At 62.2% G+C, this 8393-nt stretch carries 7 protein-coding genes and 1 pseudogene; 3 read left to right on the plus strand and 5 right to left on the minus strand.

What is annotated here, in order from left to right:
- Together DFK10_RS16020 and DFK10_RS16025 are read left to right on the plus strand one after the other, a co-directional pair.
- Nucleotides 1-113: pseudogene (locus DFK10_RS16020) on the plus strand (IS5/IS1182 family transposase); the annotation flags it as partial.
- Nucleotides 114-371: 258 nt separating this feature from the next.
- Nucleotides 372-1451: an MraY family glycosyltransferase gene (locus tag DFK10_RS16025; protein ID WP_109390039.1), complete on the plus strand. Its 1080-nt coding sequence runs from the start codon at nt 372-374 to the stop codon at nt 1449-1451.
- Nucleotides 1452-1854: 403 nt separating this feature from the next.
- Here the strand turns inward: DFK10_RS16025 and DFK10_RS16030 are convergent, their stop codons facing one another.
- Nucleotides 1855-2844 carry a tyrosine-type recombinase/integrase gene (locus DFK10_RS16030; RefSeq protein ID WP_109390040.1) on the minus strand — a complete coding sequence of 330 codons (990 nt, stop codon included), beginning with the start codon at nt 2842-2844 and terminating at the stop codon, nt 1855-1857.
- Nucleotides 2845-2919: 75 nt separating this feature from the next.
- Between DFK10_RS16030 and DFK10_RS16565 the strand changes: the two genes are divergently transcribed.
- Nucleotides 2920-3087, plus strand: coding sequence for a hypothetical protein (locus tag DFK10_RS16565; protein ID WP_217810194.1), 168 nt, complete (start codon nt 2920-2922; stop codon nt 3085-3087).
- 150 nt (nt 3088-3237) lie between these two features.
- On the opposite strand, the gene holA is transcribed toward DFK10_RS16565, so the two are convergent.
- The 4 genes from holA to DFK10_RS16050 form a co-directional block, all read right to left on the minus strand.
- Entirely contained in the window at nt 3238-4257 is a 1020-nt protein-coding gene (gene holA / locus DFK10_RS16035; protein ID WP_109390041.1) for a DNA polymerase III subunit delta, read from the minus strand.
- The gene (locus DFK10_RS16040; RefSeq protein WP_109390042.1) at nt 4254-4751 is read right to left on the minus strand and encodes a hypothetical protein; all 498 of its coding nucleotides are present in this window, start codon (nt 4749-4751) and stop codon (nt 4254-4256) included. The genes holA and DFK10_RS16040 overlap by 4 nt, the downstream gene beginning before the upstream one ends.
- On the minus strand, nt 4738-7308 hold the full coding sequence (leuS, locus tag DFK10_RS16045; protein ID WP_109390043.1) for a leucine--tRNA ligase: 2571 nt from the start codon (nt 7306-7308) through the stop codon (nt 4738-4740). Before leuS ends, DFK10_RS16040 begins: the two co-directional genes overlap by 14 nt.
- A 70-nt stretch (nt 7309-7378) precedes the next feature.
- A complete protein-coding gene (locus tag DFK10_RS16050) occupies nt 7379-7876 on the minus strand; it encodes a DUF3576 domain-containing protein (RefSeq protein ID WP_109390044.1) in 498 nt (165 codons plus the stop codon).
- Nucleotides 7877-8393 lie beyond the last annotated feature (517 nt).

An 8393-nucleotide genomic window follows, 5' to 3' on the forward strand; every position in this document is an offset into this window, starting at 1 on the left:
TCATGTTTGGTAGGTTGAAGGATTGGCGGCGTGTGGCAACCCGCTACGACAGGTGCCCGAAGGTCTTCCTGTCAGCCATCGCCCTCGCAGCACTCGTCATCTACTGGCTATGAGTCCTGACCCTAATCAAAAAGGTGTACGCCGATTCATACGGCGAGGGAGCTGCGCATTCGGCTTTGTCTCGGGCCCCGAAATATGCGCCATCGCGCAATGGACCGTCCGCCACCAGGTCGAGGCGCGCAAGTCTCTTGACCGATTTCAACGCTTGATTGTCTGGGCGGCGCTTGATTAAAGAAATCATTAAGTTGGGAAGTGATTAATAGCTTGCGGCCACTCTGTAAGCGACTTTTGAATAGCGGCCGGATTCTGACATGAGCGTGCTTCAATTCGAATTGCTTCTCCTCGCCTGCTTGTCCTTCGTGATCAGTCGCCTGATTGTCGCCCATGGCGATCAGGTCTCCGTAAATGACAGGTGCGCGAACGATCTCGAGGCCGTCCAGGCCATGCATTTCCGCAAAACTCCGCGCCTAGGAGGCGTGGCTGTTTTCGCGGCCTTGGCGCTGAGTGCATTTTTTGCGCCGGAAAGACTTCAAGAGTCCTACCTGCAATTTGTCGCCGCGACGTCCCTGCTGTTCTTTGTCGGACTGCTCGAGGATCTGGGGTTCCATATCTCGCCGATGAAACGGCTGCTGGCTGCGGTAGTGGCCTCGCTTTGCGCGATTCTTCTACTGGGGGTCTGGCTGCCGCGCGTCGATATCCCTGTCATCGATATGGCGACGTCCTACTGGTTCGTCGGTGTTCCGATCACGTTGCTTGTCACGGCGGGCGTCGCCAATGGGTTCAATCTGATCGATGGCGTGCACGGCCTGGCCACCCTCACCGGGATCGGCGCCGCCCTTTCCCTCGCATCCATTGCCGACAGCGCTGGTCTGGCTTCGATCATGCAGCTGAACATGATGCTGGCGGCGGGGTTGGTCGGTTTCCTGATCCTGAATTTCCCGATGGGCTGGATTTTCCTGGGCGATGCGGGCGCCTACACGATCGGCTTCGTCATAAGCTGGCTCGGGATTGCCATCCTGATCAACGCCCCCGATGTCTCGGCCTGGGCGATTTTCCTGACGGTCTTCTGGCCGATTGCGGATACTCTGCTCGCGGTCTGGCGACGCAGCAGGCGCAAAGCCAATGCCATGGCGCCGGATCGCCTGCATGTTCATCAGATGGTGATGCGCGCTCTCGCCATTTGTTTCTTTGGCCCGGCGAAGCGGCACATCACGAATCCTCTCACAACAATCGTGCTCGCCCCCTTTGTCCTGGCCCCACAGATCGCGGCGGTCTACCTCTGGGATGATCCCGGCGCCTCCCTTTCTGCGGTCGTGATATTCGGGGTTCTCTTCGTCGGATCATATCTCGCCGCTCCCACCCTGATCCAGAGGTTCCGGCGCAGGGTCTGACGCGGTCAGTAGGTGTTTGCTGGATCCTGTCAACATCCGCAGGCGCGTCCTATGCAAAATTCTGGGGCGCAGGTGGATGGAATGGGACCTACATGGGGGGCGTGGCGGCGATGCGAGCTAGCCTGCAACCGGCGCGAAACCTCAATGGCGCTCGGACCCCAGCCAGTGTCGGAGTGATATCGCGCCCCCGGCAGATCCCGCGCAGAAGCTCAGCCCCGGCGACCGCGCTATCGGTCACCTCATGTGAGCGGAAGCCCGGCGGCCGCAATTGCTGGGCGCGTCTTCGTCATGCGAACCAGGCATGCCTTTATCCCCTTTGCCGGAGTGCGCAAGGATCGCGGCGCGGCTGCGCGACGTCAGCCCCAGGACACCAAGAGGTTTCGTGCTTCTCCAGTGGTGCAGGTCACTGTTCTTCGAACGCCTTCGAAACCGCCGCCGCGGCAGACTGCGAGGCCAGAATTCGTCTGCCATAACGCGCCGGCATTTCAGGTGATGACCACCGTCCTGCAATCATGATGGATGAGAGGTCACAGCCAAGTCGGAAGGCATCATGCACGCCCCCAACGCGCGTGCTGTGCGCTGACACGTCGGCGCGGCCTACGCATCGGCGAATGATCCGCGAGAGCGTGGCCGGGTCGAGGGGTGTGCGAAGACCACCCTTCTGAGACTTGGTGAGGATTGGATCGTTGTCGCACAGGCCTGCCTCCTCGACCCAGCGCAACACGGCAGCAGTCCCGCTCTCGGACAAGAAGGCAAAGGCGCCCCTATAATACTGATCGGTCTTTGACCTCGCGACACAAAGTAAGCTGCTCCCGTCTGTCTGACGCTCAATATCCTTGACACGAAAGGCAACAATTTCTGAGGCACGGCACCAGGTATCGGTTGCGATCCAGAGGGCTGCCGCATCCCGCAATTCGATGCGTGAAGAGCCCAGACGAGAGATGGCTTGCAAGACTTCTGCCTTGCCGAGCGGCGGCGCCTGCCGTGTCATGGCCCCGTAACGCCGCTTCACTGATTTCAGCGCGAGCTCCACCAGGCGGTGTCTCGTGGGCGAGGGCAGGAAGTTGGAGCGGTGAAGTTCAGCGATGCCCCAAAGGCGGGTCTCGATGGTGTTCGATGAGAGCCTGCCGCCCATGTCATCGACCCACTGCGCAACCGTCGTCGGTGCGATAGGAGGCTCGCTGCTCAACCCGCGTTCGGCACACCATTGCGTAAACAGTCGAATGATCATCCGATAGTTGCGTATTGTTGCGGGAGCAAAGGCCGCCTCCGAACGGGCCCTGTATTCTGCGATAAGTTCCTTGCGCTGGTCATCAGGCAGCCTCGCCAGCACGCTCAACAATTCTGCTCTCTGTGACTGCCGATCAAATCTCTCATCCACTTGTCCAGCCATCATTTACCCTTTCTTAATAAATTCTTGGTTCTATTGGGTCAGGGTTGCACAATTTGCAGAGTGGAGCGCAGATAAATGACCGAACTCGAACGAGAGCTTGAGCAGGCCCTCCTCGAATATGTCGAGCGCTATGGTTTGACGCCGAAAGCTCGTGCAGTGCTGGGCAGGTCGCCGAGCGAGCGCGTTGAACCTGGCGCGCAGCCGACTGATGTGACGCCTTCCGACGAAGCCGTCTCGAAATGAGCGCCGCGCGGCTGTTGCATGCAGTGCGCGGGCGCTCGGCGAAGGCTCTGGGTTTTCGTCGCCGCGGCAAGTTCATCGTATGGCCACACCATGCCTTTTTTGCATAGCGGACGCAGCATCAACCGTTTTTGAGGTTGCGCCCACGTGGCCCTAACGCACCATCATCGCAAGCCGGATCAGTGCGCGTTCCATGAGAGCGTGTGCCGGGGCATTGCTACTGGAGCGAAGTTGCAGATCGGTTTCTGTCAGGAGCGACAACGCCCGTTCCAGGCGGGCGCGGCCCCATTTGCCGGCTTGGCGGGCCATGCGGTCGCGGCGCGGGCCGTATATGGGTGGACGCAGGCGCCCTATGCCGGCGGCTGCACCGCCGGGATCAGAGGCCGCCGCATGCAGAGCACGAAAGTGGCGCGTCGTGCCGATGCAGAGCCCGACCGGTGCGATACCCTGGGCGTAGAGGCGGCTTAGGACCGGGCCGATCTCGCCATGCCGGCATTCCGCGACGATATGTAGAAGATCGTCCAGATCGGCTTCGTTCGAACGCGGGGCGCAGAGGTCCAATTCCTGCACCGTCACGGGGCTGCTATCGTCGCCTTTATAGAGGCCCAGCTTCTCGATGGTTTGCCGGAAATCTCCGGGATCGAGCGCCCGCGACAGGTCCGTGATCGCCGCCATGACATCGCCCGGCACCTGGCTTAGGCCTGCCGCCGAGATGATCGCCTCGATCTCGGCGCGGTCAGGCGGGTCATCATAAATGCCCGCAGCATAGGCGCTCTTGTGCCCCTCGAACAACTTGCGCAGGGCTGACCGCGCGTTCAGCTGCCCGGCCGTCACGATCACCTGGGCGTCTCCGGGGGCCCAATCGGCCAGGGCGGGCTCGATTGCCTTGGCCGTGCCATCGGTGGCATCCTCGACAAAGGCCACCCGGGGCCCGGGAAAGAAACCCTGCGCCTTGATCGCGTCATGCAGGAGGGCTGCATCCTTGCGCAGATCGGCGCCGCTGATGCGGGTCAGACGCATTTCCGCCTCGGCCTCGGGGCCGACCAGGGCCGCGATCACCTCCTGCCGCTTTGTCGCCACGCGCATCGCATCCGCGCCATAGATCAAAATGCCCGCCGCCTTTGGGTCGGGCTTGCGGAAATAGGCGGCGGCATCGCGACTGTTCAGCTTCATGGCAGGTCTTGCGCCGCGAAGACCAGGTCTGTGACGATCAGGTCGGCCAGGGCGACGGCCAGCCGGTCGCGTGCATCGTCCTGCGCTTCTTGTGTGGCCACCGTGCTGCCGAAGGCGGAATAAGCGGTGAAGGTCCCCACCTCGCCGCTGGCGAGCGGTGTGTCCGCGTCGAGGTCTTCGGCGGCAAAAAGCGCCCAGGTCGCCCGGCCGAGCAGGTTGTAGCGGTTGATGTCCTGGTCAGACGAGATCACGACCGCCTCTTCCCGGGTTTCGATACCGATCTGCAGCATGTAGTCGCCGCGTTCCACCCGGCCCAGACGGTCCTCCAGCCGGGCGCGGAGCCGGAACCCCTCGGGCGTTTCCGGCGCGCGATAGGCGATGCGGCCGCGCAGCGCCGTCGCCGCCCCTTCCGGCCCATAGACCGGTTCAAAGCCGCAGGCCGCCAGGGGCAGGCCTGCAAGCAAGGTCAGGAAACGGCGCTTAGATAACCACATTCACGATCCGGCCCGGCACGACGATCAGTTTCTTGGGCTGCCCACCATCGAGCGCCCGTTTCACAGCGTCCTCTGCCAGAGCCAGCTTTTCAACCTCTTCCTTCGGCATGTCCTTCGGCACGTTGATTTCCGCGCGGCGCTTGCCGTTGATCTGGATCGGCATGGTGACGGTGTCCTCGACCAGCATGGCCTCGTCCGCGACGGGCCAGGGCTGGTTCGCGATCAGGCCCTCGCCGCCCAGCATGGCCCAGATTTCCTCGGACAGGTGCGGGGTCATCGGCGACATCAGCTGCGCTAGCACCTTGGCCGCCTGCCGCTTGGCGTCGGCACCCGCCTTGGATTTCTGCAGCACGTTGGTAAAGGCGTAGAGCTTGGCGATCGAGGCGTTGAAGCCGAAGGATTCGATGCCCTGCGTCACGTCGAAGATCGTCTTGTGCATCTCTTTCAACAGCGCCTCATCTTCCGCCGACGCAACCGTGTCAGAGGCGGCAATGTCGCTGGCGATGCGATGCACACGGGCAAGGTGCTTGTGGGCGGCCTCGGCGCCACTGGCCGTCCATTCCACGTCGCGCTCGGGCGGGCTGTCGGACAGCACGAACCAGCGCGCGGTGTCAGCGCCATAGGTGGCGATGATGTTCATCGGGTCCACGACGTTGTTCTTGGATTTGGACATCTTGGCCGAGGGGATGATTTCGACCTCGGTTCCGTCCTTCAGGAACCCCTTGCCGTCGCGCAATTCCACATCCTCGGGATAGTGATAGACCGGACGGCCATCGGCCCCCTTGGACTGGTAGATCGCGTGCGTCACCATCCCTTGGGTGAACAGCGCGTTGAACGGCTCCTTGGATTTCTCCGGCAGATGGCCGGTGATGTGCATCGCCCGCGCGAAGAACCGCGAATAGAGCAGGTGCAGAATCGCATGTTCGATGCCGCCGATATACTGGTCCACGTTCATCCAGTACTCGGCCTCGGCCATGTCAGTCGGCGTGGTGGCGCGCGGCGCGGTGAAACGGGCGAAATACCAGCTGCTGTCCACGAAGGTATCCATCGTGTCGGTCTCGCGCCGGGCCGGGGCACCGCATTTCGGGCAGGCGCAATCGCGCCAGGTCGGGTGGCGGTCCAGCGGGTTGCCGGGGATCGAAAAGTCGATCGGCTTGCCGCCCTCGTCATAGGGCAGCTCGATGGGCAGGTTTTCTTTCTTCTCGGGCACCACACCGCAGCTGTCGCAATGCACGACCGGGATCGGGCAGCCCCAGTAGCGCTGGCGGCTGAGGCCCCAGTCGCGCAGGCGGAACTTGGTCACGCCTTGGCCCACGCCCTTGCTTTCGCAGAAGTCGATGGCGGCATCCACGGCCTGTTCGCCGGTCGCGTTCTCGGGCCAGCCAAAGCCACGGACCCAATGCACCTTGTCGGTCTTTGCGGGCACGAAGGCCTCGGTCAGATCCTCGGACGCCGCCGCATCGGGCAGGAAGGTCGGGATGATCGGCAGGCCGTACTTGGTGGCAAAGTCGAAATCGCGCTGGTCATGGGCGGGGCAGCCGAAGATGGCGCCGGTGCCGTAATCCATCAGGATGAAATTGGCGATATAAACCGGCAGCTCCCACGCGGTGTCAAAGGGGTGGCGGACCTTCAGGCCGGTATCGAAGCCCAGCTTCTCGGCTTTTTCCAGCGCCTCCTCGGTGGTGCCGCCCTGCCGGGCCTTCTTGCAGAATTCGGCAACCTGCGGATTGTCGCGCTCCAGATCCTTGGCCAGCGGGTGATCGGGTGAAATGCCGATGAAGGACGCGCCCATAAGCGTGTCGGGACGGGTCGTGTAGACCTCGACCCGGTCATGCCCGCCCTGCGGTTCCACCATGGAAAAGCTGAATTGCAGGCCGCGCGATTTGCCGATCCAGTTGGATTGCATCAGGCGCACCTTGGCGGGCCAATCGTCCAGCGTATCCAGCGCCTCCAGCAGTTCTTCGGAGAAGTCGGAAATCTTGAAGAACCATTGCGTCAGCTCGCGGCGCTCGACCTCGGCGCCCGAGCGCCAGCCCTTGCCGTCGATCACCTGTTCATTGGCCAGAACGGTCATGTCGACCGGGTCCCAGTTGACGGTGGCGTTCTTGCGCTCGATCAGTCCGGCATCGAGGAAGTCGAGGAACAGGGCCTGTTGCTGGCCATAATATTCCGGGTCGCAGGTGGCGAACATGCGTGACCAGTCGAGGCCGAAGCCCAGCGGCTTCATCTGGCTGACCATCGTGTCGATGTTGGAATAGGTCCAGTCCTTGGGGTGCCCACCTGAGGCCATCGCCGCGTTCTCGGCCGGCATGCCGAAGGCATCGAACCCCATCGGGTGCAGCACGTTATGGCCCGTCGACAGCTTGTAGCGCGCGATCACGTCGCCCATCGTGTAGTTGCGCACATGCCCGATATGGATGCGGCCGGACGGGTAGGGGAACATTTCCAGCACGTAGTATTTCGGCTTGCCCTCTTCGCGGCGGGCGGTGAAGGTGCCGGCCTTTTCCCAGGCGGCCTGCCACTTGGCTTCGATCTCTGCGGGGCTGTAGCGGGACATCTTTCATCCTTGCAAAGTAAAACGCCGGGCGTGTGCCCGGCGCGGTGTTAGCCTGTCTGGGCGCGAGGGTCTACAGCGCACCGTCACGGATACGCAGCTGTCGGGCGCGCGACAGGATCGCGTCCTCGACGGCCAGCACGGTTTCCTGCGCCACCGGGCCGGAGCGCGTCTGGATCGCCACGTTAAGCGAGCGCGCATCGAGCGCCGGATCGGTGATGTAGACCGTGGCGCGATAGGCCCGGCCACTGCCCGGCGGTGTGCCGTAGCCGAAGTCGATGACGCCCGTGAAGGGATCGACGCTTTCGACGGGCAGGAAACTGAGAACTTCGAGGGAGGCTGCCCAGATATACCGGTTCACCGCGACACTCTCGGACCCGCGGGCGCGTGCCGCCTGGCGCACGGATGGTTCGCCGCCGCCGGTGCCTAGCCCGGACCCGATCCCGGACCCGATGCTGCCCAGCGATCCGAACGGGTTTGATCCAAGGCTTCCCGAGCCGCCACATGCGGACAGCGCGGCAGTGCATGCAAGCGCAACGGTCCAATTACGAATTCTGCCAGCAAAGATCATGTTAAAGCCTGTCCTTCGTCCTTTTGCCCTGTCTATCCGAGCCAACCGGAATTCTAAAGAGTTTTGCGACAGCTGAAAGCGTCGCGCTGGCTCTTCAATGGAACATTCCGTTTTTCGAGGGCATCTATCAATGGCTTCAGGCGATCACCATAGCGCTGCCAGATGCGTTGCGAGGATTGGTAAATCGGCTTGCGGACCTGGGTGACGGAAAGTGTCCTGACATTTCCCTTGCCCTTGTAGAAGTCCAGAACGCCCGGGTTCCAGTCCAGCCCGCAGAATTCCAGAAGGGCTCGGGTCTGACCCGCCCCCCTGAAATCGGGCCGCTGATCCGCCCGACGCTTCGGACGCAACAGGAAGTGGGTGCCAAAGTTGTCTTCAGTCCTCCCTAGTTGTGCGTCGTCAGATAATTTGGGACATTTGAGCGGTTTTCCGTTTGGAGGCTCTGGCTCATCCTTGATTGAGTTTATGCGGTTTCAGTTTCGTGGCGCAAGCGCCGGGTGAGCATGGTTTTTCGTTT

This window comes from Salibaculum griseiflavum, assembly GCF_003129565.1.
Lineage (GTDB): Bacteria > Pseudomonadota > Alphaproteobacteria > Rhodobacterales > Rhodobacteraceae > Salibaculum > Salibaculum griseiflavum.

What these genes read in the sequence shown, in the direction of transcription:
- DFK10_RS16040 (WP_109390042.1), bottom strand. Translation starts at nt 4,751, where the DNA reads ATGTGGTTATCTAAGCGCCGTTTCCTGACCTTGCTTGCAGGCCTGCCC.
- DFK10_RS16050 (WP_109390044.1), bottom strand. Translation starts at nt 7,876, where the DNA reads ATGATCTTTGCTGGCAGAATTCGTAATTGGACCGTTGCGCTTGCATGC.
- DFK10_RS16030 (WP_109390040.1), bottom strand. Translation starts at nt 2,844, where the DNA reads ATGGCTGGACAAGTGGATGAGAGATTTGATCGGCAGTCACAGAGAGCA.
- holA (WP_109390041.1), bottom strand. Translation starts at nt 4,257, where the DNA reads ATGAAGCTGAACAGTCGCGATGCCGCCGCCTATTTCCGCAAGCCCGAC.
- DFK10_RS16025 (WP_109390039.1), top strand. Translation starts at nt 372, where the DNA reads ATGAGCGTGCTTCAATTCGAATTGCTTCTCCTCGCCTGCTTGTCCTTC.
- leuS (WP_109390043.1), bottom strand. Translation starts at nt 7,308, where the DNA reads ATGTCCCGCTACAGCCCCGCAGAGATCGAAGCCAAGTGGCAGGCCGCC.
- DFK10_RS16565 (WP_217810194.1), top strand. Translation starts at nt 2,920, where the DNA reads ATGACCGAACTCGAACGAGAGCTTGAGCAGGCCCTCCTCGAATATGTC.